This window comes from Mesorhizobium sp. M0771, assembly GCF_040320155.1.
Classification (GTDB): domain Bacteria; phylum Pseudomonadota; class Alphaproteobacteria; order Rhizobiales; family Rhizobiaceae; genus Mesorhizobium.
On the sequence record NZ_JAMYPC010000002.1, the window covers coordinates 269,822 to 294,844 of the forward strand.

The following is a 25,023-nucleotide window of genomic DNA, read 5'->3' on the forward strand; positions in this document are numbered from 1 at the left end:
ACCGAGATGAGTTCCCAAGGCTCTTTGAAGCCACCATGCGGGAGTTCGAGCGGGGGTTCGTCCAGAGCGTGACCCAGCAAATCAGGGCTGAATACGGCAAGCTCTACTCGCTTTCCCAACGCTAAAAACTCAACCGAATACCACGGTTAACGGAGACAATTCATGTTCAATTCAGTCGCTCGCATCACCAAGGCGCTCAGCAAGATGGTCAGCAAGCTCGAAGCCCACGCGGCCAAGATGCACGAGAAGGGCGAACGCCTGCTCGCTGACATCGAGATCACCACCGCCAAGCATGAGCGCCAACTCGCCGCTGCCCTGGAGGCGCACGAGGCCCACCTGACGAAGCTCGCCACCAAGCGCCTCGACGCTTTCGTGGAGCGCGACAAGGCAACTGCCGTCGCCGCCAAGGTCACCGCCCTGGTCGGATGACGTTCAACGAGTTCACGAACGACAGCCTCCCCTCAGACCTCAAGGTCACCGCGAGGGGAGGCCGGATCACCATCCACCTTCGCACCGCGACTGTCGTCCTGACCCCTGACGGGGCTCGGGCGATGGCTGACGCAATCAATGAGGTCACCGATGCTTGTTTCCCGCGAACGCTGGATAGCCCAGCTGCAGCAATCCCAAAACGTGCCACCGAATGAGTGAGGCACTGCAGACACGACAGCCGTGCGACGACTGCGGCTCTAGCGATGCACTCGCCATCTACCACGACCACACCTTCTGCTTCTCCTGCCAGAAGACGACCAAGACAGACGGGATCGACGACGAACGCCCGGTGGCGCCCAAGGGTCCATCGGACCTCCTGAGGGGCTCCTATACCGGGCTCGGCAAACGCCAGCTGACTGAGGAGACCTGCCGGTTCTGGTCCTACATCATGGCCGACAAGAACGGCACCAAGGTCCAGGCCGCTCAGTACCTCCTCGATGACCGCACGGTGGTCGCGCAGAAGCTCCGGTTCCCCGACAAGAGTTTCCCATGGGTCGGCAACCGCAAGGCCTTCAAGGGGCTCTACGGCCAGTGGCTGTGGCGCAACGGTGGCAAGCAGATCGTGATCACCGAGGGTGAACTCGACGCGCTGTCGGTCTCCCAGGCTCAGAACAACAAGTGGCCGGTGGTCTCACTGGTCGACGGTTCAGGCAGCGCCGAGAAGGGCATCAAGGAAGCCCTCGACTGGCTCAGCACCTTCGAGAAGATCATCCTGTTCTTCGACAATGACGAGCCGGGCCGCGAGGCCGTCAACGCCGTCAAGTCCCTCCTGCCACCCGGCAAGTGCTGGATCACCTGGGCACCCGAGGGCTTCAAGGACGCATCCGACCTACTCCAGGCCGGGAAGTCCGCGAAGATCATCGACTGCATTTGGGGTGCCAAGCAGTACCGCCCCGAGGGCATCGTCAGCGGCCAGAGCGTTCTGGACCGCCTCAAGAACCGGCTCACGGTCCTGGCGCTGCCCTATCCCGCCGATTGGGAGCGCATGAACTGGCGCACGGGCGGCGGCATCCGGTTCGGTGAACTCGACGTTTGGACGTCAGGCACCGGCATGGGCAAGACGACGATCATCAAGGCCCTGCAACACCACTACTTCCACACGACCCCCTACAACCAAGCTCTGATCCACCTTGAGGAGCCGCTGGAGGACACCGGGGACGACCTGATCGCCTACCACGTCGGTAAGCGGTTCCAGATCGACAACCCCGAGTTCAAGGACACACCCGAGTACGCGGCGGCAGCGGAACACCTGTTCCTCGCCACGGACGAGAAGGGCAACGCACGGCTCCAGCTGTACGACGCCTTCGGTGCCCTTGAGGACGGAAGCCTCTACTCCGTCATCCGCTATCAGGCCATCGCGTGTGGCGTGAGGATTTTCTGGCTCGACCACCTCTCGATCCTTGTCAGCGACATGGACCAGGACGGCGACGAGCGGAAGAAGATCGACAGCATCATGCACAACCTCAAGCTCCTGACGGTCGAGTTGGACATCTACATCGGTCTGATCTCGCACCTCAGGAAACCCCCAGGGCAGGGCAAGTCGTTCGAGCAGGGCGCAGTGCCCAGCCTGGACGATCTACGCGGCTCGGGCGGCATCAAGCAGCTGTCCAACGGCGTGTTCGCCATCTCCCGAAACCAGCAGGACGAGAACCCCGCCGCTGCAAACACCTCGACCGTCACGGTGCTTAAGTGCCGCAAGACGGGCCGAACAGGCACCGCGGATTTCTTGCGGTTTGAGGATGACACCGGACGCGTCGTGATCGGCGTCGACCCGGCCACACTCGAACTCAACGACTTCGAGGACGAAACCCCGAAAGACTACTGATGGACCCCTTTGAGCAGGCCGAGAGGCTCGCTCTGGAAGCCACCGACGACCCCGCACTTATCCCCCAATACATCGCAGCAACGAAACACGCCCAGGCGCTCGAAGGAGCCCCTGGCTGGAAAGGACGTACCCGCATGACACAGGCAGAGAAAATCCTCGAACACATCCAGAAGAACGGCTCGATCACCCAGCGCGAGGCCTACCTCGACCACGGCATCCAGAGCTTCCACCGCCGTCTCACCGATCTCAAGGACGCGGGCTACCGCCTCCGTGGTGAGCTTCGGCGCAACAAGGTCACCGGCCAGGAATACACCCGCTACTTCCTGGTGGCCGCGTGAGCCCCGTCGCAAAGGCACTCTTGAGCGTCTTCGACGAGGCGCACGAACGCAAGGTCGTAAGGACCCTGATCAAGGCTTTCGAGATGCAGATGGCGGACAACGTCATCGAACTCATGAATGACCTTGGGGACGCGATACAGCATCGCGACGAAGCCCGAACTGAGCGTGACTTCTACAAGGCGCAGTTCGAGCAGGTTCAGGTGCGCCTCGAAGCCCTGCAGGGCCGCGTATGAGGCGGCTCGACCACACACTGGCGATGATCATGGCGTTTGCCGTAGTCATCCTCACGCTTCTCTTGACCGCCCAGGCGCGGTCGGAGAGCAACTCCCCCGAGATCATCTACACCAAGCAGCACACTGTCGGATACATCGTGAACAGCCCCGGTGGCTACGTCGATGACTTCCTGGCCGTGCGCGAGATACTGCGCAAGCAGAACCTGACCCTCAAGATCGTGGGCGAGTGCGACTCCGCTTGCACCCTGTTCACCGATCTCCCGAAGGCCTGCGTCTACCCGACGACCAAGCTAGGCTTCCACAGGCCCTTCTACCTGGAGGACGGGAAGAAGGTCTTCAACGACGTCTACGACGTTTGGTTCACCAAGCAGTACCCCAAGAAAATCCAAAGCTGGCTCGCCTCTCGCGGCGGTCTGCAGGCTGACCTTGTCTACCTCCAGGGCAAGCAGCTGCTCGACTTGATGCCCCTGTGCGCTGGGGTCCAACTCCCCAAATAACAGGATCCATTTTGGCGATTTACACCTTCGACATTGAGGGTGATGGCCTACTCGACACCATCACCAAGCTCCACTGCCTCTGGCTCAAAGACTTCATCACTGGCGAACGCTTCGACTTCGCTGACCAACCGGGCTACCGCCCCATTGCTGACGGCCTCCGAATGCTCATGGAGGCAGACTTAATAGTCGGTCACAACATCATCAAGTTTGACATCGCAGCCATCCAGAAGCTGTACCCCTGGTTCGTCATCGACGAGACCAAGGTCGTCGACACGGTCGTCGCCTCTCGCATGATCTGGACGAACCTCGTGGACGCCGACATGGCGAACATCAGGGCCAACCGGACAACCCTCACGGCATCCCTGGCTGGCTGGCACTCGCTCGAAGCGTGGGGCCACCGGCTGGGTCTGTGGAAGGGCGACTACTCCAAGAACAAGGCGGCAGAGGTAGCTGGGGAGAGGGGCCTCGACCCCAAGAAGGACGAGAAGGAAATCATGCGTCTCGTGTGGGCCGAGTGGTCCCCTGAGATGCACGAGTATTGCGGCCAGGACGTCGAGATCACCGAGGCCTTCTACCGCAAGGTCCTCTCGAAGAAGCCAAGCCAGCAGGCCATGGAAATCGAGATGGGCGTCTGCTTCATCATCGCTCAGATGGAACGCAACGGCTTCGGCTTCAACGTCGAGAATGCCGAGAAGCTCCTCCACCAGCTGCAGGTCCTCCGCGCCGAACTGGCCGAGAGCCTGCGGTCGATCTTCAAGCCCTGGTACGTCCGCGACGGCAAGCCGTGGACACCCAAGAAGGACAACGCGAAGTTCGGCTACATGGCGGGATGCTCGATCCAAAAGATCAAGCTGAACGTCTTCAACCCGAACAGCAACGACCAGATCGCTGACCGGTTCATCAAGCTCTACGGGTGGAAGCCCATCGAGCTTACCCCGTCAGGGAAGCCCAAGCTCGACGAAACGGTTCTGGAAGACCTCCCGTACCCCGAGGCCAAGGAACTCTACCGCTACAAGATGATCCAGAAACGGATCGGACAGATAGCGGAGGGCGATCAGGCCTGGCTGTCGGCGGTCAAGCCTGACGGCAACGTCTACACCACGACGAACACGGGTGGCACGGTCTCTGGCCGCGCCTCGCACTCGAACTTCAACGTCGGTCAGGTTCCCTCCTGCGACAAGGAGTTCGGACCTGAGTGCCGCGAGTGCTTCGGGCCGACCACGAAGTACCGCAGGTTGGGCTGGAAACAGCTTGGCTGCGACGTGTCCGGTCTGGAACTGCGGATGCTCGGCCACTTCATGTACCGCCACGACGACGGCGAGTACGCGAACGAGGTGGTCAACGGCGACGTCCACACCAAGAACCAGAAGGCCGCTGGGCTCTCGTCACGTTCCATCGCGAAGCGGTGGTTCTACGCGTTCCTATACGGCTCCGGTCTGGCTCTCCTCGGCCTCATCGCAGGTGGCGACGACAAGCTCGGGCGCAAGCTCAAGCGCAACGTCATGAAGGGCCTTCCGGCTCTCAAGGCGCTGATCGAAGGCATCAAGAAGAAGGTCGAGCAGACCAAGTCCCTCAGGGGCCTGGACGGTCGCATCCTGTTCTCCCGCTCACCGCACTCGGCGCTCAACCTGCTGCTCCAATCAGCCGGTGCCGTCATGTGCAAGCTCTGGATCATCGAGTTCGTGAAGCTCCTCAAGGAACACAACCTCTACCAGACGAAGGTCCGCATCATGGCCTGGGTCCACGACGAACTCCAGATGGAGATCGCTCCCGACCTGATCCGTGAGGACGGCACCTCAATCGTCGGGGAACTCTGCGTCAAGGCAATCGAGAAGGCTGGGCAGATGCTCAACCTGCGGGTGCCCCTGACGGGCGAATACAAGATTGGCGACAACTGGAAGGACTGCCACTGATGTCTGAGTTCTACGCTTACGACAAGTTCAACCGCCGACAGCTTCTGACGGCACCGACCGCCGCCAAGGCGATCACCGAGGTTGAAGAAAACTACTACCTGCGTCGGACCACGGTCTGCATCAAGCGGGTCTCTATCAAAACCATCTGGAGTGCTGATGAAGCTGCTGATTGACGGGGACATGATCGTCCACCGGTCGACCGTGGCCGTCGAGAAGGACACACGCTTTCTCGACCGCTACCACATCTTGTTTTCCGACTTCAACGACGCCTGGGGCGTCCTGCAGGGAACCCTTGAGGACCTGACGGACATCGCAGGCACCGACGACATCGAGTTCCACTTCTCGGACCCCGAGGTCAACTGGCGCAAGGAACTCGTCGAGCCAGACTACAAGTCGAACCGCAAGTCCTCCCGCAAGCCGCTGGCCTATTGGGCAGTGGTCGAGGAGATCGAGCGGCTCTACCCGTTCGTTCGCATCCCCACGCTGGAGGCCGACGACACGCTGGGCATCACGCAGTCACGCGCTGAGCCCGGCTCGACTTGCATCTGGTCGCTCGACAAGGACCTCAAGCAGGTGCCTGGGCTCCACCTCCGCGACGACGAGATCATCACGATCTCCCTGGAGGAAGCTGACGCCTTCCACATGTTCCAGACGCTGGCCGGTGATCCGGTTGACGGCTACTCGGGATGCCCTGGCGTTGGCAAAGAGACCGCGCTTAAGGCGCTTCAGGGCGGCACCAAGCTCTGGCCCGAAGAACACACTCTCAAGCGCGGCCCCCGCAAGGGCGAGATCGAGACCCGGTGGGTCGAGGTCCCCGCTGAGAACCCATGGAAGACCGTGCTGTCCCACTACCGGAGAGCCGGGCTCAAGCCTGCTGAGGCGCTGCGCCAAGCACGTCTCGCCAAAATCCTCCGCGCCGAGGATTACGAGAATGGAGTGATCAAACTTTGGGTACCATCCAACCCGCACTCGTGAACTGTCCGGTCTGTCTGACCGACACCCGCTTCCCCTGTGACAACCCACGAGTGGCCGAGGTCACACGCTGCGCCAAGAAGTCCCTGAGGGAAAAGGCTGACGTCCCACAGCGCCAGTCGTTCAACGAGGCTCCGAAGGCACCCGCCTTGGACACTCAGGTCGGCGGCAGTCACTACAAGGACATGCCGATCCAGCCGATGACCTACTCGATGGTCAATGGTCTCGACGCCTGTCAGCACACGATCATCAAGTATGTCTCGCGGTTCCGTGAGAAGGGCGGCATTGAAGACCTGGAAAAGGCCATTCACTGCACAGAACTTCTGATCGAGTTCGAGCGGGAAAAGCTGCAGAAATAAACTAAGGGGGCCTTCGGGTCCCCTTTTTGCATTAGGGACCCATACAGAGATACGAAAGAAGTTTTCGGATGAACCAAATCTTCCAATACGATCAAGACCCTCAAGTTTCCGAGGAACTCCTAAGATTCCTCCAGACCAAGTTCCCGCTCGCGGGCTTCAAGAACGTCAAAGGGATCGAACAACTCTATCGGTACCAGGGAGCGCAAGACGTCATCGACGTCCTCACTGCTGCCGCTCTACGACAATCCCAAGGATAGCCCATGTGCTTCGCTGACACGCCCGAGGTAGCCCCTCCGGCTGCGCCCCCGGAGATGCTGACCCAGTCGGCTCCCGACAAGAAGACGGCTGCAGAGCCCACCAAATCGAACACCCTGGCCATTGGCACCAAGAAGTACCGCAACGAGACCAACATTGGCACGGCGGGACTTGGCACCAAGAAGGCCCCTAGCGGCATCGCCGTCTAACCCCGAGTTTCCCATTGTCCAACATTGACCCCACCAACAACGGTGTGGTCGCGGATGAAGACAGCATTGCCTCGATGTACTCCCGTTTGGAGAGCGAAAGGCAGAACTTTCTCGACCGAGCCAGAGAGAACGCGAAGCTAACCATTCCGTCTCTCATGCCGCCCGAAGGCTACGCCCCAGGCCAGCGGCTCTCGACCCCATTCCAGTCCATCGGTTCCCACGGCGTCAACACGCTGACGGCGAAGCTGGTGATGACCATCCTGCCTGCGAACTCCCCGATGTTTCGGGTGTCGGTCACGGATCAGGTGGTCGAGGAACTGTCCGCTTCAACCATGTTGAGGTCGGGCGTCGAGAAGAAGCTCAATGAGATCGAGCGATCCGTCATGGACGAGATCGAGGGTCTAGGCATCCGCGCCGCACTGGTCGAAGCCATCAAGCAGCTAATCGTTGCTGGCAACGTTCTCCTATACCTGCCCCCCAAGGGCAACCTGCGTGTCTACAAGCTCGACCGCTACGTGGTCCAGCGCGACTACGAAGGCAATCTGCTTCGCACCATCATCAAAGAGACGGTGGCCAAAGAGGTCCTCCCCGAGGACGTCAGGGCACTCGTGTTCAAGCCTTCCGACAACCTCCCATCTGACGCCGCCAAGGTCGAGGAGAAAGAGGTCGACATCTACACGGTGTTCGAGCGCGAAGGCGACCGGATGCACACGTTCCAGACGATCAAGGGCGTCAAGCTCCCGAAGTCTCGTGGTTCGTGGAAGGCCGACAAGACGCCGATCATGCCGCTCCGCTGGAGCTACCTGCATGACGAGCCCTATGGCCGCGCCTACATCGACGAATACATCGGTGATCTGACCGGCGTCGAGAGCCTGTCCCGCTCCATCCGTGAGGGTGCAGCAGCTGCGGCGAAGATGAACCCCATGGTCAATCCTGTGGGCCTCACCCGCGCCCAGGACATCGCCAACGCCGAGAACCTTGAGGTTATCTCGGGTCGCGCCGACGACGTCTCGATGCTCCAGTTCGACAAGCAGGCTGACTTCCAAGTCGCTCAGTCTGTCCTGCAGGACCTGATCAGCCGTCTCACCCACGCCTTCATGATGAACTCGTCCGTCCAGCGTGACGCCGAGCGGGTCACCGCCGAAGAAATTCGGGCCATGGTGTCCGACATCGACACGGTGCTGGGTGGCGTCTACTCGCTGCTCGCCCAGGAACTCCAGCTGCCGCTGGTCATCCGCATCATGGACCGCATGGTCCGCGAGAAGAAGATACCGAACCTTGAGACCATCAAGGGCGCTGACGGCAAGCCCGTCGCCAAGCCCAAGATCGTCACCGGCATTGAAGCTCTCGGTCGCGGCCAGGACTTCAACAAGTACATGACGGCCATGACGCAGATCATCGTGCCGCTCAAGAACGAGTTGGGTCCCGAGATGAACCTGAGGGACTTCGCGGAACGAGCATTCGTCTCCCTGTCCATCGACATCGACGGTCTGTTCAAGACCCCCGAGCAGAAGGCTCAGCAGGCCCAGCAAATGCAGGGCGCTCAGCAGGGCCAGATGGCTCAGCAGATGATGGTCGACGCCGTCAAGGGTGCCACTCCGCACCTCGCTAAGGCCGCTGTCGAAGGCATCGCCAATCAAGACCAAGGACCAGAATAATGTCCACATTCGGTAAAGCGTTCAGCGCTGCACGGAAGGCCGGTAAATCGACCTTCAAGTTCGGCGGTAAGAGCTACACGACCAAGATGGCTGCGGCGACCCCTAAGAAGGGTCCCGTGCCAGGGCCTCGTCCCGACACCAAGACCAAGACCGCATCCGTCGACACCCGCGCCGCTCAGGCCGGGAAGACCGTGTGTGCCCTGGTGAAGCCCAAGGCTGCTCCGAAGACGCCCAGCGTCAAGGACTACCCGGCGAACGCCAGCACCCGCAAGTCGGTCAGCAACGACACCGCTCGGTACAACATGGCCAAGGCTGGCCCTCGGGATACCCCTGGGAAAGCCTTCGCTGGCGTCAAGCCGCTGAGCATTGGCGACCGCATCAAGGGCAGCATCCGCATCGGCCAGTCCGCTGTGGACCGTGGTGCCCGTAGGGACGCCGCAGCTGCAGCCAACAAGGACGCCAAGTCCGCTGTTCAGTCCATGCTCGACGGCATGGGCAAGAAGACCAAACGCAAGTAACCCACACGAACCCCCTGAGGATAAATGACCCAACAGACTGTCACGCTCAACACCGGCGACGAGGGCAACAAAGGCCCCTCCATTGAAGACCAGTACAAGGCCCTCGTTGAGGAAGGCGTAATAGCAGACGACGGGGACATCCCCGGCCAGGAAGCCAAGGCATCGACCGAAAAGGATGCCCCGGCGAAGGACTCGAACGAAGAACGTCCGTCTTGGCTACCCGCGAAGTTTAAGACCGTCGAGGCGTTCCTCAAGTCCCACGAGGAACTCGAGAAGAAGCTCGGCTCAGGCAAGAAGGAGGAGGCTCCCGTTGAGGAAGCAGAAACCCCGAAGCCCCAGGCGAGCGTCGAGGAACGCAAGGCCGCAGAAGATGCGACCAAAAAGGCAGGCCTCGATCTCAGCACCGTGTCCCAGGAGTACCTGGACAAGGGTGGTCTGACGGACGAGACCTATACCAAGCTCGACGCGGCTGGCTATCCGAAGGAGATGGTCGACATCTACATCGAAGGCCTGACCAACCGCCTCAACGTCACGTCCAACGCGGCCTACGATGTTACGGGTGGCCAGGAAGGCTACGGCGAGATGATCGACTGGGCCATTGCCAACCTCACCGAGGACGAGCAGGGCGCATTCGACCGTGCGGTCAACTCCAACAACAAGGCGACGGTCCTCATGGCCGTCAAGGGTCTCAAGGCCACCATGGACGCTGCGGTGAAAGCCAACGCTTCCGAGGAACCGGCTGAGCAGATCAGCAAGGGCGGTAAGACGCCGACGACCACGTATGAGTCCCTGGACGACTACATGGCTGACCTGAACGACCCTCGCTACGACACGAGCGAGACCTTCCGCCGCAAGGTGATGGAGAAGCTCGACCGTTCCAGCATCATGTAAGGCTCACCATGGCGAGAGACTACGACAAAGAGTACGCGGCCTCTCGCCGCCCTGATCGCCGCAAGGACAACATCGAGCGCAAACGCGCCCGTAGGTTGATGATCAAGGAGAAGGGAGCCGCAGCCCTCAAGGGCAAAGAGGTGGATCACATCAAGATGCTCGCCACTGGCGGCTCGAACGCCAGGAGCAACCTGACGATCCTCTCGCGGAAGGCTAACCGCTCCAAGCAGCCAAAACGTAAGTAACGGATAGAACCTCCCCCGCCTCTGTAGGGCCATGGTCACCCAGCGTCTCAAGCGCACCGGGGAGGTCTTCCGGTTTCCCAAGTAGTCATAAGGCATGTCCCCGCTCCTCTTTAGGAGGGCGACCCCCCTTAGATTTCGGCATACGAACTTTGCAAAGTAGTTCCGGACCGCTTCGGCGATAATCCCAAATGAAATCCAGAGTTTCCAAGCGAAATCACCTGTCGAGCCCCGGCTCGCTTTTGACTTCTTACGGAAACATTCTCAAATGGCACAGTCCACTTCTGTTAACGCTGGCATCGTTGCTGGCCCCTCGCATAGCGACAACCTCTACCTCAAGGTCTTCTCGGGTGAAACCATGAAGGTCTTCAACACCCGCACCGTCATGAAGGGCCGTCACCGCGAGCGCACGATCTCCAGCGGCAAGTCCGCTCAGTTCGCCGCCATCGGTCGCGCCGCTGCCGAGTACCACACGCCCGGCAACGTGATCCTGGGCCAGGACATCAACCACGGTGAAAAGGTCATCAGCATCGACGACATGCTGATCTCCTCGACGTTCGTCTCGAACTTCGAAGAAGCCATGAACCACTACGAAACCCGCTCGGAATACGCGTTCCAGATGGGTGAGTCGCTGGCTCAGGCCTACGACCAGCACCTGTTCGCGATTGCCCTCAAGGCCGCGAAGGCTGGTACCGCTGGTGCCGTCGCTGAGATGGGCGTGGCGACCGAAGACAAGATTGGCGCGGCTCCGTCGCTGACCAACGTCGTCGACTCGATCTACGCGGCTGCGACCTACTTCGACGCCACCAACATCCCGGCCAACGAGCGCACCGTCTTCGTGACGCCGTCGCTGTACTGGGACCTGATCCAGGATGGCTCGTTCATCAACCGCGACTTCGGTAACGGTGGTGCGAACCAGAACTCGGGTGGCCAGCTGAAGGTTGCGACCTTTGACGTGGTCCCGACGAACAACCTCGCGAAGAACTTCGGCGTCAACACGCTGGTGGGCAAGCGCGCTGGTGCGGACGTCACCGACTACACCGTCGACGGCACGAAGGCTCTGGCCCTCGTCATGCAGAAGCAGGCCCTCGGCACTGTCAAGCTGATGAACCTCTCCACGGAGAAGGAATACCAGACGAGCCGTCAGGGCACCCTGATGGTCTCGCGTATGGCAGTCGGCCACGGCGTTCTGCGCCCCGAGTGCCTGCGTCTGATCTCGGCGCTCGCCTAATCACTACCGACCCTCGGGTCATCAAGGGAGTCTCCTTCGGGGGGGCTCCCTTTTTTCGTTTCAAAGGATTCCCACATGGTGGCCATCACCCCCAAGACAGAGCTTAGCGCTGTCAACCTCATTCTCCGCAATGCGGGTGAGACCCCAGTGAACTCGCTTTCAGGCGAGCTACCTCTGGAGGCTTCTCAGGCTCGCGAGACCCTGATCGAGGTATCCGAAGACGTCCAGTCCAAAGGCTGGTTCTTCAACACTGAGGTCTTCAAACTTTCCCCCGACAACAACGGAAACATCCTGCTGCCGCCGAACGCCCTGAGCGTTAGGTCCACTGGCGCATCCCGTTCGATCCCGGTCACCACGCGTGGCCGCAAGCTCTACAACATGACGCCCCTGGCATCCGGTGACACCTTCACTGGCGCTATGACCCTCGCCATCGTCTTCGGACTGGACTTCGAGGAACTGCCGTCCGTCGCCCGTCGCTACATCGCCCTCAGGGCCGCTCGGGTCTTTCAGGTCCGTGAGACCGGCGACGAGATGAACGCCCAGGAGGACAACCAAGACGAACAGAAGGCCATGGCCGAACTCCACGCCGAGCAATTGGCAGCGGAGCCGGTGAGCCTGCGCCAGTCCTGGGCAGTCCAAGACGTCGTGTCTCGCATCCCAAGCGGCACGGTTCTCTAAATGTCATTCGTTTCCAGCGCGATCCCCAACCTGATTGGGGGCGTATCCCAACAGCCCCCGGAAATCCGGGCTCTCAACTGCTCGACCGCGCTGACCAACACATGGTCTGATGTGGTCACCGGACTCTCGACGAGGCCCCCGGCGATGTTCCTGGGCAACATTGGTGCGGCTCCTGTACCGGGCTCCACCGTGGCCACCCACGTCATCAACAAGCCGACCGGCGACTACCACGTTGCGATCTACGACGGGTCCGTCAAGGTCGTGAAGACCACCGCCACGGGCACCGTCACGCAGACCGTGATCGTCGAGGGTGGGGCCAACGCCTACCTCGCAGGGGTCACCGACGCTGCCGCCAATTTCGGCTTCGTCACCGTGGCCGACACGACGTTCATCTACAACCGCTCGAAGACCGTCACGAAGACCGTGGGGGCCGAGAGTGGCCTCTCAGGGCGCGTCGACAGTGGCACCGCCCGGTTGAACCCGAACCGCTACGGCACCGCATGGGTGAAGCAGCGTGGTGCTGGCTGGAACAACTACTCGGTCTATTACAACGGGGTCCTCAAGGGGAACCGCAAGACCGACGCCAACACCGCATCGGAAATCGCTGATGCGATCTCGACGAACCTGACGACCAACGGGGTAACCAACAACATCGTCGCTGGCTCGATCATCTCGGTCACGCTCGCCGTCGAAGGCGACTTCATCACCACGAAGGACGACTACGGCGATCAGGCCATGACCGGCTACAACGACTACATCGACGAGTTCACCGATCTCCCGAACATCGACAAGGAGGGCCGACTGGTCCTCGTCAAGGGAGCCATGGAAGACGAGGGTGACGACTACTGGGTCTGGTACCGCAAGGGCCGCTGGGAGGAAACCTACGGGTGGAACCTCTACGAGAAGCCCGACGACACGACCATGCCGGTGATCCTCAAGGACAACAAGGACGGCACGTTCACGCTCAAGTACAACACGTACCTTGGCCGTGAGGTTGGTGACGCGGACAGCAACCCGACGCCGAGCTTCGTAGGCAGCACCATCCGCAGCATGTTCCTCTACAAGGGCCGCATGTGCGTCCTGTCCGACGAGAACTTCATCGCGTCACGCATCAGCAACTTCGAGAACTTCTACCGGCAGACCTGTACGCAGCTGCTCGACGAGGACCCGATTGACATCGCAGCGGCCAACAGCCGTGGCGCTTCCGCGAACTTCGCCAAGGAGTTTGCCGAGGGTCTGCTGATCTTCACCGCGTTCGACCAGTTCCGCATCTCCGCTGACAACGAGGGGCTCTTGTCCCCGAACACCGTCACGATCAAGAAGGTCAACTCCTACAACAACTCCCAGGATGTCGAGCCGAGCTTCATTGGCCCCAACGTCGCCTTCGTGGACGACTACGGGACCCAAGGGTTCGCTTCGATGCGGGAGTACCAGGTGGACAAGACGTTTGGCACCGAGGTTGCCCTGCCGATCACCGACGCCGTGCCCGAGTACGTCCCCACCGGGGTCTACAAGGTCATTGGCTCGTCGACCTACAACAACCTGATGGTGGTCTCCAAGACCGACCGGTCGAAGCTGTGGCTATACAACTACTACTTCAACAGCGACGGCAAGGTGCAATCGAGTTGGCAGGACTGGGCCTATACCGGCTCCGTCTACAGCATCGACTACAGCCGCGATAAGCTGGTGGTAGCGGTGGCCTACAACGGCTTCCTGAACCTCGTGCAGCACATCTTCGACGCTGGCGCGGACACCAAGCTCGACAAGCGCAGCATCCTGCTCGACATGGGCTGTGACGAGACCAAGGTTACCCGAACCCTCTCGGGGGCCGACACCCTTGTGACCCTCCCGTTCACACCAATTCCTGGGGACCTCTCCAAGTTCGCCCTGGTGGTCTCTCCGCAGAACATGGGTTCCGCTCCGAAGGCGCAGACCTACGTCCCGGCCTCCCTGGCTGGTGCCGTACTGACCTTCAAGAACGTGAACCTGACGAACAGCCAGTTCGTGGTCGGCTTCCGCTACGATTTCTCGTGGGCGCTGAGCCCGATCTATCTGCGCGACAAGAACATGGTGGCCATTCAGGACGGCAGGCTGCAGCTGCGGCGCATCTCGATCCTCTACAACTATTCCGGTCCCTTTACGACCAAGTTCACCCCCACCGCCCGACAGACCTACACCTCGACCTTCTCAGGTTTCCGTGTGGGTGCCTCAGGCGACAACATGGGCACTCTCAGCCTTGACAGCGGTGAGTTCCGCGTTGCCGTCAACGGGGCAGGGGAGCTTCTGAACCTCGTGATCACCGGAACGACGCCGTGGCGTGTCCGCTTCTCCACCCTGGAGTGGGACGGCTCGTACCGCGCCAAGAAACGCAGGACGTAACCCCAAATGAACTATGAGATACGGGGGGTCCGAGAGGGTGACCTCCCGTACCTCGCAGAAAACCTGAGGGCCGCTGATGTCCGTGAGCTTATGGCCACGTATGGACACACGCGGTTCCTCTCCGGTCTGCAAAGATCGGTTCACTTGTCGGAGGAGGCCCAGGTTGGGTGTCCTTCCGGCGAACCCCCGGCGATGCTGTGGGGTATCCGTCAATTCACGCCACGCGCAGCCCTGATTTGGGCATGTGGCACACCGGCAATCTTCAAGTTGCCCAAGGCGCTCACTGAGACCACCCGCTCGACCTTCAAAAGATGGTTCGAGGAGCGGCCCTCGGTCGAGTACCTCATGAATTTCACCCACGAGAGCAATACGGCCCACCACAGGTGGCTGAGATTGTGCGGCGCAGAGCTTCTGCCTCCGCTTCCGATGGGTCCTTTGGGCGAGAACTTCGTGCCCTTCACCATTCGGAGAACCAAATACAATGTGTGACCTCGGTCTCGTATTGGGCATCGGGTCTGGCATCGCCAGTGTCGCCGGTCAGGCCTCCGCTGCGTCCAAGAACCAAGCAATGGTGCAGCAGCAGACCAACCTGGAGTACGCCCAGCAGGAACGTGAGTTCGTTGTCGAGAACAACGCGGCTCTCAAGGACGGCTATCAGGCCCAACTGGAGGGCGACCGCGCCAAGTCCACGGCAGTCGCCTCAGGCGCTGGCATGAACGGCAACACGGCAGGCCTCAGGCTGGCCGAACAGTCCCGTCAGCAGGCCCTATCCATCGCTAACGCTCGCGACCGCGCCGACGCCGCCAAGGCCAACTACGTCATGGCAGGCAAGTCCTCGCAGATCGCCGCGCAGAACAAGATCAACACCCAGGCCGTGAACCCGATGACCGCCTTCATGGACATCGCGACATCCGGCATGAGAAACTATGGAGCCTTCCAGTAATGCCAGCTACACAGCAGAGTGCCGTTCCGACCTACAAGGAAACGGCGAACATCCAGACCAAGCAGGTCGACTGGAACACGTTCGATGACCGGTCGACGCCCGGCGCGGCCCTCGCCAGATTGCTCAACGCGGTGCCCCAGGCAGCGCAGAAGCAGGGGGAGATCGCCAACAAGCCGCAGTCCCAAGCTGAGCAGGAACAGCTGGCCTCCCTGGCCTCCATGGGGGCTGAGAAGGACCGCCTGAGGCTCGCCAAGGGCGACAGCGTGTTCGGCCTCCTGACCGGCAAGGAAGGCACCATGGACGCCTACGAGATCAATCGTGGACGCCGTGACGCCGATCTAGCCGCTGGCGCCCTCAGGGACGCCTATGCTCAATCCGGTCTGGCCGACAGCGACGATCCCAAGGCCTTCGCCAAGTTCGTTCAGGACCAGCAGAAGTCCATCTTCGGCAAGCTCCAGGGCTCCGACCAGTCCTACTACCACGGCTATGTCACCCGCATCGGTGGCGTGTTCGAGGAGATGACGAAGTCCCACGCCGGGAACCTCGACCAGTTCATCACCAGCAAGAACAAGATGGCCCTGCAGACCCGCATGGACTCCCGAGTGGCCGTCGAGATGGCGACCAACAAGGAGCGTGGCGCGTTCGGCGCGTTCATGGACAACATCTCGGGCGGCGAGGGCGCTGGCAACTACAACGCCTTCCACAACCACGCAGGCAACCAGCGGGTTCGCTTCACCGACATGACTGTTGGCGAGGTCCTCGACTGGCAGCGACGGGGTGACTGGAGGCACATGGGTGCCGGTAGCTCCGCAGTGGGCAAGTACCAGTTCATCGAAAGCACCCTGAGGGACACCGTGAGGGCCTCGGGTATGTCGCTGGACACCAAGTTCACCCCCGCCGTGCAGGATCAGCTGATCTTCAACCGGCTCGTCCAGACGCGTGGCATGAAGGACTATCTCGACGACAAGATTTCGGCCGAGCAGTTCCTCGACAGCGGTCTCGCGAAGGAGTTCGCCTCCCTCAAGAAGACCAACGGTCGCGGTGAGTACGACGGCGACGGCCTGAACAAGGGTGGCGTCTCGGCTCGTAAGACCCTGGCGGCTCTCATCGAGTTCAAGCAGGCCTACCTGCAGGACCCGGCGAAGGTCATCAAGGCCGACAGCAAGGGCGGCATCAGCCTCGGGACGATCAACGATGACGCGGACAATGACGAGAGTGCCGATGCCGAGTTTGGCGTGGACACTCCGACTGCCAGGTCTGCCCGTGCCGACAGCATCATCAGGCACCTTGAGGCGAACCCTCAGGAGGCCGAGCGCGACGACATCGAAGACTACATGGCAGCGAAGAAGCTCCCCCAGGCTGACCGTGAGCGCGTCCTGCAGACCCGTGACAAGCTCCGCAATGAGAGCCAGCAACGGGCCGACATGGACGAGCAGAAGGCCACTCAGGAGATCGTCGACTTGGCCGACAAGGCTGTTCGAGGCCGCGACACCGAGGCTCTCGCCACGCTGCGCACCAAGAACTACGACGTCTACCAGAAGCTCCTCGATCTACAGACCAAGCCGGTCGACACCGAGTCCCTCGATAACGATGGGTTCCTCAAGACGGCCAACTACGGAAATCCGCGGTTCGGTCAGGACGCCCTGAAAGCCTACGTCGGCGGTCAGATCGACCAGGAGACCTACGCCCAGGCGATGGACCAGTACACCGTCCAGGCCCAGGCCAAGCCCATCCTCTCAATGCCTGCAGTCAAGCCATCCATCGACAAGATGAAGCTGATGCTGCCGGGCGACGAGAACAAGACGATCTTCGACGCCCAGATGGCGGTTGCTATCGATGACCTGATGAAGGCCAACGACGGCAAGCGCCCCTCGCTTCAAGAAATACAAGCAGCCGCTCAGCAGGTTCAGCAGCACATCCTCGCCCTCCACGCACAGGAGGCGCAGGTGCGAACTGGCCGACCTGAGTACGCGAACATAGGAAATCAATAATGGATCAAACCTCCCCTTGGGTCCCTCAGGAAGATGGGACGCAACTCCCATCCGCCCAACTCGCCAAGGCCTACCGCGAGAACCCCGATCAGTTCCCCAACTTCATCGACGACGCAGTAGCTCTCAGCGGGAAGACCCAAGAGGAGGTGCAGGCCATTGTCGACAACCCCTACGCCGCAGGTAACACGTTCGGCGGCTCTGTCCTCGGTCCCATCGCCAAGATGGTCACCATGCCCGACATCCGTAAGGGTGCGGCAGAGGCCGGTGCGGTCGCGGCCAGCAAGCTCGGCTTCGACGGCGCTGCTCAGACCATGCAGGATTACTCCGACAGCGTGAACCCTGAGTTCTCGACTGAGAAGGAGTTCGGTGAAAACATCGCTGAGGTCGCCGGTCAGGCGGCTCCTGCAGCTGGTGGCGCTCTCGCTGCCGGTGGCGTGGTCCCTGCGGCCATCGTGGGCGCTGGCATCTCGACCCTGACGTTCTCCGACGAGGACAACATCCAGAACCTCGCCAACGACTACGTTGATGGTGCGGTGCCGGACTTCCTCGTGGTGAACCCTGAGGACACCCAGGAAGCCAAGACGGCCAAGAACTTCGCCACCAACCTGATTGTCGACCTCGCGACCGCTGGTCTCTCCCACGCCATCGGCGGGGTGTACCGGGCAGTCAAGGGTGTTCCTGACGGGTTCGTCGACATGAACTCGCTCAAGCAGATCGGTGACGCCAACGGTATCCCCCTGAGGGACACCCCAGCCTCTGCCGAGACTGCCCAGACCGTCGTGAAGGACGTGGCTCGCAAGGCCGCTGACGACATCCCGCCTCCGGTGGAGAGCGCAAGCCTTCGCAAGAAGGTCGCCAAGGACGCCATCATCGCGGACATCACGGAGAAGGACTTCGGCAAGCCGATCATCAAGACGGAAGCTGAGGCCGCTCCTATACCGCAGGACGTGGCGACTGATCTCCGTCAGCGTCTCCTGGGCCCCATCAAGGCCCTTGAGGAGCGCGTGGCGCAATACAACACCAAGACCGGTGTGCGCGAGATCGTGGGCGAGGAGCCCGGCCTGAAATACTCGGCTCACGCGGAGCAGGTGGCCTCGGCCATCCACCGCAAGGACACTGACGCGATCATCCGGCTCACCAAGGAGATCGACAAGCTGCCCGCAGCGGCGACCGTCGGTCACGAGTACAAGACCGCTGTCCTGCGCACGGCCCTGGAGGGCGTCGAAGACAACCTCGACGAGATCATCAGGCGCATCCGTGAGGACCCGTCCCTCAAGACCAAGGCAACCTGGAAGTCCCTGTCGGCTGACTACTACCAGTCCAAGAGCGTCCTGGCCGAGATGTACCGAGAGATCGGCACGTCATCGAGCTACGCCTTCCACCTCCGTCAGGGCCGCAGGTTCGACGACCGGACACTCCAGATGTTCGACGAGGCTGAGAAGGAAATGCAGGCCAAGGTCAAGGAAGGCCTGGGCGAGGGGTACCACCTGTTCTCCTCGAAGGCCGAGTTCATCGCGGCCAACGCCTACAAGCTGGAGGAGATGGGTTTCAGCACCCTCGACGTGCTGGACGATCTCTACAAGATGTTCGACGAGTTCGACGCCCAGCGTGCTGGCGTGATCGACAACCTCAACTCCAACCGGCTCGCCCGGCTGAGCAAGAGCGAACGTGAGGCCCTTGAGGGTTCCTTCCTCCGGTACCTGAACGACATGCGGGCCAGCGCCATGCTGGGCCAAGTCTCGACGGCCTCCCTGGAAGCCCTGTCAAACACCATGAACAACGCTCTCCTGCCGATCTCGCAGCACCTCCTCCGAGGTGACGTGAAGCGAGCCTGGAGGGAGTACGCCGGGTACGCCGCTGCCACCGCTCGTGGCTTCAAGGCGATGAAGGATGTCTACGTGACCGGGCGATCCCTGGATCACACCCAGGACCTGTTCGACGGTGCCAACCATGGTGGCGGTAAGGCGATCAAGAAGGACTTCAAGACCCTCGCGGACGACAAGAAGTACGTCCAGTACATGTTCTACCGCATGTGGGACTTCGCGGCGACCCTGGCTCACGCAGCCTCGGAAGGCTCGAAGGTCTGGAGGGCAGCTGGTGTTGCCTACGCGGACGGCTACGATCTCGCCCTCAAGAGCGGCGCGACCCGGCCCAACGCCAAGAAGCTGGCTCGAGACTATGCGGCCAGCATGTTCGACGAGAAGGGTGCGATCTCCAACGCGGCCCTCAAGATCGACGTGGCCTCAACAAGCTGGCAGTCAGCCTTCGACACCCGGTACGGCCTCGGCAAGCTCGCACAGTTCGCGGACAACCTCAGGAACCATCCGAACCCCATCGTCAACGCCTTCGCCCAGGGCTCAATCCCGTTCTGGCGCACCCTGGTGAACATCTCGTCCAACTCGATGCAGACGGTCCAGCCGATCCCGGCCTCGGTCCTGACGCTCCTGGGCAAGACCCGCTGGGGCGCAAAGCTCGTCGGTGGGATGATCAAGGACGAAACCGGCAAGCTGGTGCAGGCTCCTGGCCTCGTGAAGTTCATGTCGGACTTCTCGGGGATCAATGGTCTCGCGGCCAAGCAACGAGCGATCGGTCGGCAGCGCCTCGGGTACCTCACGTTGGGTGCCGGATGGGCTCTCATGGAAAGCGGTCAGATCGACATCACCGGCCCGGCTGGCTACAAAGGCTGGGACGCCAAGATGGCTCAGATGCAGGAGTACCCTGCGTCCTCGATCATCGTTGGTGGCCATGCCGTCGACCTGACACGGCTGCTCCCCTACAGCGCACCCCTGATGCTCCTCGGAGTTCTCAAGGACATGCAGCGGGAGAACGCCCTGCAGATGAAGAACGGCAACTACGTCACCGACAACGACAGCGCCTTCTCCTACGCCACCACCTACGGCTCAGCCCTTGGGTACCTCTCGCTCAACCTCATGTCCGATGCGTCGGGCCTGCGGGGCATTGGGGACCTGTGGGACACCCTGGCCAAGGTTGCGAAGGAAGGGGACCCTCGGGCTCTCCTCACGTTCGCTGAGAACTACGTCAAGGCGTTCACGCCCGGCGCGGTGCGTATGGCTGGCAAGAACCAGGGTGCCGTAACTGGCGACTGGACCCAGGACAGCGCTGAGGGCTTCCTCAACGAGGTACTGGCGTCGGCTGGCTTCCACACCGGCTACACCCGCCTGGACTTCCTGGGGAAACCTGTGGAGGACCCGCTGCGCGGTATGGACCCGCTCAACAGCAAGCCGGTGAAGACGGATGATCCGCTTCGGGCCGAGTACGTTCGCTTGAACAAGCTCGGGGACCTCGGGCTCAGCCTGGATCGACCGGATGGTGTCTTCGACGCCGCCTACTGGAAAGGCCTCGGTGTGCAGCCGAGCAAGCTGGACTGGCTCACGCGTAGTGAAGCTCCGTCCCTGACGAAGATGAAAACGGTCGACGGTGGAAACGCCTGGGACCGCTATCGTGACCTCGTCTACAAGGGCAGGGCCGACAAGGACCTCCTCAAGTCCACCGCCTCGGTTGGCGACCGCATCGACATCGGTAAGGTCCTGATCAAGAAGGGTGAGAACTTTGAGGACACCCTCCGTCGCACCATCGAGAGCCAGGGCTACAAGAGCCTAACGCCTGACGCCCAGGTGAAGGTGTTCAAGACGATCTTCGGTGCCTTCACCAAGAACGCCAAGGACTACCTCAAGCACAACCTCGTGGTCGACCCGACCATCTTCACGGACGACCGCTACGGCGTTCGCCTGCCTTCTCCAGATACCCTCGACGTGACCGAAAAGGTCGCCAAGGGCATCGGCGCTCAGGTCCAACGGACCAGGGGCTCCACGCTGGATGACATCTTCGCAATCAAATAGGGCTACATGGCCAACAGCTACGTGTTCTACCCCAGCGCTACGGGGTCGACGACGGACTATTCGGTTCCCTTCGAGTATCTGTCTCAAACGTTCGTGAAGGCTACAGTGAACGGGGCTTCGGTCCCGTTTACGTTCCTCTCGACTTACATGATCCGGTTCACCACGGCCCCCGTGGGTGCCCTCAAGATTTATCGCCAGACCTCCAAGGCTCCGGTCAACACCTACATCAACGGCTCGATCCTCGTCGACAGCCAGCTGAATGGCTCGTTCCTGCAGTCCCTCCACGTCTCGGAGGAGGTTGCCGACAACGCCATGCAGGTGGCCACTGACGGTTCCTGGGATGCGACCAACCTCAAGCTCAAGAACCTCGCGGCCCCGACCGTGGGCACCGACGCTACCAACAAAACCTACGTCGACACGCGCTTCGACGCCGACAAGGTACAAGTGGATGCCAGCAAGACCGCTGCGGCCAACTCCGCTGCTGCTGCGCTCGCCAGCCAGAACGCTGCGGCCACCTCTGCCACGAATGCAGCCACTTCGAAAACCGGAGCGGACACTGCGAAGGCTGGGGCTGACACGGCGAAGGCTGGTGCGGACACCTCGGCCACCAACGCGGCCACCTCAGCGACCCTCGCGGGTGACTGGGCCTCGAAGGCGCAAGACGTGCCGGTCACCACCGGGAAGTTCTCGGCTCTCCATTGGGCGGCAAAGGCTGCTGCTTCCGCTGCGACAGTCCTCAACGGGCTCGCCGGGTGGATACACGGGGCGACCATCAAGGCAACTCCAGCCGACGCAGACGAGATTGCGATCTCTGACAGCGCAGGAGCCTGGGCGCTCGGTAAGGTGACCGTCGCTTCCATCAGGGCGGGGACGATCCCGGCTCGCCTGGGTACCGTCGCGCAGACCATCACCGACTGGAATAACGCCCTCGACAACGGCTGGTACATGGGCAGCAACGTTGCGAACGCCCCTGACACAAGCTGGTGGCTCGGTAACGTCGAAGCTCACGGCTCTAGCGGGTGGCGCACCCAAACCGTGCATTCGTTCACGGTGGATGGCGCAGCGGACACCAAGGTCTGGCGGCGGGCACAAGACAACGGCACCTGGGGTGCCTGGTACAAGCTCTCGCTTTCACAAGCAGAGCAGGACTCCCGGTTCCTTAGGCTTGCGGCTGACAACGCTCTGTCCGCTGGCGTCACGCAGACTGCCGTCAACGATGGCACCAAGTCGAGCGGCACGTACGCGGTCACGCCGGTTGGTGGCAACTACCGCAAGATCGTCAACGGCGGGGCCTTCACCCTGAGTGCCCCCACGGCGACCGGAAGCTACAACATCGTGATCGACATCACGAACAGCGCCACCGCTGGGGCCGTCACGTTCAGTGGGTTCTCCGCTGGTTTCCCCAAGGGCGACGTCCTGACGACGACCAACGGTGTCAAGTTCAAGCTGCACATCTCGAAGACCGATGTTGGCGTGACTGCGATTCTGGAGTGGGTGCCTTGATCATCCCTCCGTACATCCATCGTGATCCTGACCACTTCGTCACGGACTTTAGCGAGTACACGGTGGGGGCCTTTCCCGCCGACTGGACGCAAAGGTATGGGGTCAACGGAACGCAATTGGTGCAGGCGGTCGCTGGCAGTTTCAGCGGCAAGGCGCTGCGGATCACCAAGGCCAGCACCGTCAAGCAGTTCATGTCGTGGGACACTGTTCCCCTCGTCGCGGACGTGGAAATTCTGCTGCGCCAGCGCAACATCACCGCACCCAGCCTTGCGTTCCCACAAGCCTACATCGGTGCGCGGGCCTTCGGTGCTGCTGGGTCGGAAAGCCTCTACGGCATGGCGATGTTCCAGCACACAAGTTCGCCTACCCTGTACCGGGCGAACATGAACAAGTGGACTGCCGGTGTCTACACCGCCGATGTCATCCCGCCTTACAACGCCCCGGCCCCTAACTGGACCACGGGTGCATGGGTATGGCAGCGGTTCCGCCTGTTGGGCACGACGCTTTCCATAAAGACGTGGCTGGACGGTAACGCGGAGCCGGTCTCTTGGGGTGGCACCGTGGTGAACAGTTCCTTCACGGCGGCTGGGTGGACCGGAATTTACTCAGACAATGTGAACCCAAATACGGAGGTCGACTTCTTCTCCGTCGCTCTCAATGGAAAGACCGCATCGTCGGCAAAAAGGTAAAAATCAATGCTCGCTCTACTGAACGACAACGTCATCAAGACGGAGGTCGCAGAAGGCTCAGGCTTTGCCATCGGCTCCGACTGGGTAATGCCTGCGTATGAGGGGTGGTCCAATGAGGACTACCGGCTCGCCACCATCGTCACCCAAGAGGCCCCCGAGGGCTCCCGTGTCGGCTCCTGGTCACTCCAGCTGCTCGACGGGGTTCCCACGCGGGTCCCTGAAATCCTGCCCCCGCTGACCGAGGCGGAGATTCGTGCGGCCCTGGCCCCGATCACCCCGAGGCAGCTCAGGCTCACCCTCCTGACCATCGGCATCACCGAGGCCCAGGTCGACGCCGCGCTCGTGAATGACCCTGCCGGTCAGATCGAGTGGAAATACGCCACCTACTTCAAGCGGTCCCATCCGCTCGTCGAAGGCCTCGGCGCGATCTTCTCCATCACCCCGGTGCAGATCGACAGTCTGTGGGCCTACGCCCAGGACCTCTAAGTCCCTTACGCCATCCCGAGTTTCCCCTCGGGGTGGCCCTTCGCCCCATCCCAGGCAATCCTGTGACCCCCTCTATCTTCTTCGCAAGTGTCCGCTCGACTGTGTTCGGCGGCTCCCTCACGACTGACCAAGTCAACGGGATCAACCTCATCCTGGCCGAGGCCGACAAGCGTGGCGTGAACACTGAGTTCCTCGCCTACATCCTCGCCACTCCCGCCTGGGAGACGGCCAAGACCATGCAGCCCATCCACGAGCTGGGCAAGCGTTCCTATTTCGACAAGTACGAGCCCGGCACCAAGATCGGCGCTCGCCTTGGCAACACCAAGAAGGGCGACGGCTTCCTATACCGTGGCCGTGGCTACGTGCAGCTGACTGGCCGTGCCAACTACCTCAGAGCCGGAAAGCGCCTGGGCATCGACCTGATCGGTAACCCTGACCTCGCGCTGGACCCTGTGGTCGCCGTTCAGATCCTTTTTGTCGGGATGCTCGACGGCTGGTTCACCGGCAAGGGCCTCAGCGACTATCTCGACGGCATCGACGAGAGTGACGCCGAAGACCTCCGCGAGTTCACCAATGGTCGGCGCATCATCAACGGCACTGACAAGCAGGTCGAGATCGGCAAGATCGCCCTCAAGTTCGAAGCGGCCCTTAGGGCTTCTGGTCGGGCCGAGGGTGGGGCGCCAGCGCCTGCCGAGGTGACCAAGGTGTTGGCTGACGCCCGCATCGTCATCACGCCTCCTGCGCCGCGTGAGGCAACGCCAGAACCCATCACGACCCCCGCTGGTATCAACCAGACCGGAGGGGTCCTCAAGATCATCGTGAAGCTCATCGTCACGCTGCTCCGCATCGTCCTCAAGAAGTAAT

Annotated in this window: 24 protein-coding genes; all 24 read left to right on the forward strand. The window is 61.4% G+C overall.

The annotated features are described in order from the left end of the window. The first annotated feature begins 162 nt into the window (after window positions 1-162). The 24 genes from NKI05_RS04825 to NKI05_RS04940 all read left to right on the forward strand — a co-directional run bounded on the left by NKI05_RS04825 (window position 163) and on the right by NKI05_RS04940 (window position 25,022). Entirely contained in the window at window positions 163-429 is a 267-nt protein-coding gene (locus NKI05_RS04825; RefSeq protein ID WP_023805401.1) for a hypothetical protein, read from the forward strand. Window positions 430-640: 211 nt separating this feature from the next. Further along, window positions 641-2,314 carry a DnaB-like helicase C-terminal domain-containing protein gene (locus NKI05_RS04830; protein ID WP_023805399.1) on the forward strand — a complete coding sequence of 558 codons (1,674 nt, stop codon included), beginning with the start codon at window positions 641-643 and terminating at the stop codon, window positions 2,312-2,314. Further along, window positions 2,314-2,652 (forward strand): helix-turn-helix domain-containing protein, encoded by a 339-nt coding sequence (locus NKI05_RS04835; protein WP_023805398.1) that lies wholly within the window; start codon window positions 2,314-2,316, stop codon window positions 2,650-2,652. Before NKI05_RS04830 ends, NKI05_RS04835 begins: the two co-directional genes overlap by 1 nt. A gap of 20 nt (window positions 2,653-2,672) precedes the next feature. Next, a complete protein-coding gene (locus NKI05_RS04840) occupies window positions 2,673-2,885 on the forward strand; it encodes a hypothetical protein (protein ID WP_352792206.1) in 213 nt (70 codons plus the stop codon). After that, on the forward strand, window positions 2,882-3,382 hold the full coding sequence (locus NKI05_RS04845) for a hypothetical protein (RefSeq protein WP_352792207.1): 501 nt from the start codon (window positions 2,882-2,884) through the stop codon (window positions 3,380-3,382). The genes NKI05_RS04840 and NKI05_RS04845 overlap by 4 nt, the downstream gene beginning before the upstream one ends. Window positions 3,383-3,393: 11 nt before the next feature. Then, window positions 3,394-5,295, forward strand: coding sequence for a DNA polymerase (locus NKI05_RS04850; RefSeq protein ID WP_352792208.1), 1,902 nt, complete (start codon window positions 3,394-3,396; stop codon window positions 5,293-5,295). Further along, complete coding sequence (locus tag NKI05_RS04855) at window positions 5,295-5,468, forward strand: hypothetical protein (RefSeq protein ID WP_023805395.1); 174 nt, start codon at window positions 5,295-5,297, stop codon at window positions 5,466-5,468. Before NKI05_RS04850 ends, NKI05_RS04855 begins: the two co-directional genes overlap by 1 nt. Beyond that, window positions 5,452-6,270, forward strand: a complete 819-nt coding sequence (locus tag NKI05_RS04860; protein WP_352792209.1) for a hypothetical protein — start codon at window positions 5,452-5,454, stop codon at window positions 6,268-6,270. The genes NKI05_RS04855 and NKI05_RS04860 overlap by 17 nt, the downstream gene beginning before the upstream one ends. Window positions 6,271-6,320: 50 nt before the next feature. After that, window positions 6,321-6,626, forward strand: coding sequence for a DUF3310 domain-containing protein (locus NKI05_RS04865; RefSeq protein WP_050588901.1), 306 nt, complete (start codon window positions 6,321-6,323; stop codon window positions 6,624-6,626). Window positions 6,627-6,886: 260 nt separating this feature from the next. Continuing rightward, on the forward strand, window positions 6,887-7,090 hold the full coding sequence (locus tag NKI05_RS04870; RefSeq protein WP_156941006.1) for a hypothetical protein: 204 nt from the start codon (window positions 6,887-6,889) through the stop codon (window positions 7,088-7,090). A 14-nt stretch (window positions 7,091-7,104) separates the two neighbouring features. Beyond that, window positions 7,105-8,748, forward strand: coding sequence for a portal protein (locus NKI05_RS04875; protein WP_023805390.1), 1,644 nt, complete (start codon window positions 7,105-7,107; stop codon window positions 8,746-8,748). Continuing rightward, a complete protein-coding gene (locus NKI05_RS04880; RefSeq protein WP_352792210.1) occupies window positions 8,748-9,266 on the forward strand; it encodes a hypothetical protein in 519 nt (172 codons plus the stop codon). Before NKI05_RS04875 ends, NKI05_RS04880 begins: the two co-directional genes overlap by 1 nt. Window positions 9,267-9,290: 24 nt before the next feature. Further along, window positions 9,291-10,157, forward strand: a complete 867-nt coding sequence (locus NKI05_RS04885) for a capsid assembly protein (protein ID WP_352792211.1) — start codon at window positions 9,291-9,293, stop codon at window positions 10,155-10,157. Window positions 10,158-10,165: 8 nt separating this feature from the next. Then, window positions 10,166-10,402, forward strand: a complete 237-nt coding sequence (locus tag NKI05_RS04890; protein WP_023805387.1) for an HNH endonuclease signature motif containing protein — start codon at window positions 10,166-10,168, stop codon at window positions 10,400-10,402. A gap of 265 nt (window positions 10,403-10,667) precedes the next feature. Continuing rightward, window positions 10,668-11,630: a major capsid protein gene (locus NKI05_RS04895; RefSeq protein WP_023805386.1), complete on the forward strand. Its 963-nt coding sequence runs from the start codon at window positions 10,668-10,670 to the stop codon at window positions 11,628-11,630. A gap of 75 nt (window positions 11,631-11,705) precedes the next feature. Next, entirely contained in the window at window positions 11,706-12,308 is a 603-nt protein-coding gene (locus NKI05_RS04900) for a phage tail tubular protein A (RefSeq protein ID WP_023805385.1), read from the forward strand. Next, complete coding sequence (locus NKI05_RS04905; protein ID WP_352792212.1) at window positions 12,309-14,687, forward strand: phage nozzle protein; 2,379 nt, start codon at window positions 12,309-12,311, stop codon at window positions 14,685-14,687. A 481-nt stretch (window positions 14,688-15,168) separates the two neighbouring features. Continuing rightward, window positions 15,169-15,630: a hypothetical protein gene (locus NKI05_RS04910; protein WP_352792213.1), complete on the forward strand. Its 462-nt coding sequence runs from the start codon at window positions 15,169-15,171 to the stop codon at window positions 15,628-15,630. Next, window positions 15,630-17,621, forward strand: coding sequence for a hypothetical protein (locus NKI05_RS04915; RefSeq protein ID WP_352792214.1), 1,992 nt, complete (start codon window positions 15,630-15,632; stop codon window positions 17,619-17,621). The genes NKI05_RS04910 and NKI05_RS04915 overlap by 1 nt, the downstream gene beginning before the upstream one ends. Then, entirely contained in the window at window positions 17,621-21,481 is a 3,861-nt protein-coding gene (locus tag NKI05_RS04920) for a hypothetical protein (protein WP_352792215.1), read from the forward strand. The genes NKI05_RS04915 and NKI05_RS04920 overlap by 1 nt, the downstream gene beginning before the upstream one ends. A gap of 6 nt (window positions 21,482-21,487) precedes the next feature. After that, window positions 21,488-22,984: a phage tail fiber domain-containing protein gene (locus tag NKI05_RS04925; RefSeq protein WP_352792216.1), complete on the forward strand. Its 1,497-nt coding sequence runs from the start codon at window positions 21,488-21,490 to the stop codon at window positions 22,982-22,984. Beyond that, window positions 22,981-23,673, forward strand: coding sequence for a hypothetical protein (locus NKI05_RS04930; RefSeq protein ID WP_352792217.1), 693 nt, complete (start codon window positions 22,981-22,983; stop codon window positions 23,671-23,673). The genes NKI05_RS04925 and NKI05_RS04930 overlap by 4 nt, the downstream gene beginning before the upstream one ends. A gap of 6 nt (window positions 23,674-23,679) precedes the next feature. Then, window positions 23,680-24,159, forward strand: coding sequence for a hypothetical protein (locus NKI05_RS04935; RefSeq protein ID WP_023805376.1), 480 nt, complete (start codon window positions 23,680-23,682; stop codon window positions 24,157-24,159). Between the two features lie 62 nt (window positions 24,160-24,221). Further along, window positions 24,222-25,022 (forward strand): glycoside hydrolase family 19 protein, encoded by an 801-nt coding sequence (locus NKI05_RS04940; RefSeq protein ID WP_352792218.1) that lies wholly within the window; start codon window positions 24,222-24,224, stop codon window positions 25,020-25,022. Window position 25,023 lies beyond the last annotated feature (1 nt).

What these genes read in the sequence shown, in the direction of transcription:
- NKI05_RS04825 (WP_023805401.1), top strand. Translation starts at nt 163, where the DNA reads ATGTTCAATTCAGTCGCTCGCATCACCAAGGCGCTCAGCAAGATGGTC.
- NKI05_RS04830 (WP_023805399.1), top strand. Translation starts at nt 641, where the DNA reads ATGAGTGAGGCACTGCAGACACGACAGCCGTGCGACGACTGCGGCTCT.
- NKI05_RS04835 (WP_023805398.1), top strand. Translation starts at nt 2,314, where the DNA reads ATGGACCCCTTTGAGCAGGCCGAGAGGCTCGCTCTGGAAGCCACCGAC.
- NKI05_RS04845 (WP_352792207.1), top strand. Translation starts at nt 2,882, where the DNA reads ATGAGGCGGCTCGACCACACACTGGCGATGATCATGGCGTTTGCCGTA.
- NKI05_RS04855 (WP_023805395.1), top strand. Translation starts at nt 5,295, where the DNA reads ATGTCTGAGTTCTACGCTTACGACAAGTTCAACCGCCGACAGCTTCTG.
- NKI05_RS04860 (WP_352792209.1), top strand. Translation starts at nt 5,452, where the DNA reads ATGAAGCTGCTGATTGACGGGGACATGATCGTCCACCGGTCGACCGTG.
- NKI05_RS04870 (WP_156941006.1), top strand. Translation starts at nt 6,887, where the DNA reads ATGTGCTTCGCTGACACGCCCGAGGTAGCCCCTCCGGCTGCGCCCCCG.
- NKI05_RS04880 (WP_352792210.1), top strand. Translation starts at nt 8,748, where the DNA reads ATGTCCACATTCGGTAAAGCGTTCAGCGCTGCACGGAAGGCCGGTAAA.
- NKI05_RS04885 (WP_352792211.1), top strand. Translation starts at nt 9,291, where the DNA reads ATGACCCAACAGACTGTCACGCTCAACACCGGCGACGAGGGCAACAAA.
- NKI05_RS04890 (WP_023805387.1), top strand. Translation starts at nt 10,166, where the DNA reads ATGGCGAGAGACTACGACAAAGAGTACGCGGCCTCTCGCCGCCCTGAT.
- NKI05_RS04895 (WP_023805386.1), top strand. Translation starts at nt 10,668, where the DNA reads ATGGCACAGTCCACTTCTGTTAACGCTGGCATCGTTGCTGGCCCCTCG.
- NKI05_RS04900 (WP_023805385.1), top strand. Translation starts at nt 11,706, where the DNA reads ATGGTGGCCATCACCCCCAAGACAGAGCTTAGCGCTGTCAACCTCATT.
- NKI05_RS04905 (WP_352792212.1), top strand. Translation starts at nt 12,309, where the DNA reads ATGTCATTCGTTTCCAGCGCGATCCCCAACCTGATTGGGGGCGTATCC.
- NKI05_RS04910 (WP_352792213.1), top strand. Translation starts at nt 15,169, where the DNA reads ATGTGTGACCTCGGTCTCGTATTGGGCATCGGGTCTGGCATCGCCAGT.
- NKI05_RS04915 (WP_352792214.1), top strand. Translation starts at nt 15,630, where the DNA reads ATGCCAGCTACACAGCAGAGTGCCGTTCCGACCTACAAGGAAACGGCG.
- NKI05_RS04920 (WP_352792215.1), top strand. Translation starts at nt 17,621, where the DNA reads ATGGATCAAACCTCCCCTTGGGTCCCTCAGGAAGATGGGACGCAACTC.
- NKI05_RS04925 (WP_352792216.1), top strand. Translation starts at nt 21,488, where the DNA reads ATGGCCAACAGCTACGTGTTCTACCCCAGCGCTACGGGGTCGACGACG.
- NKI05_RS04935 (WP_023805376.1), top strand. Translation starts at nt 23,680, where the DNA reads ATGCTCGCTCTACTGAACGACAACGTCATCAAGACGGAGGTCGCAGAA.